The organism is Alcanivorax sp. HI0044, from assembly GCF_001634945.1.
Genome location: NZ_LWEZ01001734.1, coordinates 1 through 858 on the forward strand (window position 1 = coordinate 1; position 858 = coordinate 858).

Below are 858 nucleotides of genomic sequence, written 5' to 3' on the forward strand. Positions count from 1 at the left end.
GTGCCGCCGCGCTGTCACCTGAGATTATTACCTGGTTCAAGAAACTGGATCTGGAAATTCTCGAAGTTTACGGCATGACAGAAAACCTGGCGTGGTCGCACACCACCGAAGAGGGCGACCAACAAATTGGTTGGGTGGGCACACCCAATGATGGGGTTGAATGCCGTATCGGAGAAGGTGGCGAAATTCTCGTGCGCAGCTTGGGGAATATGAAGGGTTACTACAAGCAGCCTGAGAAGACAGCGGAAGATCTGACCGAAGACGGTTGGTTGCGCACGGGCGATGTGGGTGAAATCGACGGCAAGGGCCGTTTGCGCATCACTGGTCGCGTGAAAGAGATTTTCAAAACGGAAAAGGGCAAATATGTGGCGCCAGCGCCGATCGAGAATCGACTGTCTACCATGCCGGGTCTCGAGCTGGCTTGTGTAATCGGCGAGGGTATGGGGCAGCCGGTTGCCTTGCTTAACATTACTCCGGAAGAGCAGGAGCGTTTGAGTAAGGGCAGTGAGAAGGAGCACTTTACCAAGGAGCTGGAGAAACTGCTCGCTCGCGTCAACGAGGTGTTGGACCCTCACGAGCGTATGACCACGTTGATCGTGTGCAAAGATGCCTGGAGTGTCGAAAATAACCTGATCACCCCGACATTGAAGCTCAAGCGCAATGAAATCGAAAAACGTTACGCTGATGATATTGCTCAGTGGTCCAAGACGCGCGGGGTTGTTTGGGAGGCTTGAGCACGATGAAAGAGGCGGATCAGTCGCTGGTCCGTCTTCTCGCCGATGGTAACTTTCGTTCCGGTTCAGAGCTTGGGGAGGTGTTGGGTATTTCCCGGGCTGGGGTCTGGAAGCGAGTCCAGCG

2 protein-coding genes are annotated in these 858 nt (G+C 54.5%); both read left to right on the top strand.

Going from position 1 to position 858, the window contains the following annotated elements; all coding sequences use genetic code 11:
* Nucleotides 1–734 (top strand): AMP-binding protein (locus A3730_RS26045; protein ID WP_156501376.1); only part of this gene is annotated, 734 nt, incomplete at its 5' end.
* 5 nt (nt 735–739) lie between these two features.
* Nucleotides 740–858, top strand: a 119-nt coding sequence (locus A3730_RS30670; RefSeq protein WP_156501377.1) for an HTH domain-containing protein, incomplete at its 3' end; no start/stop codon positions are given.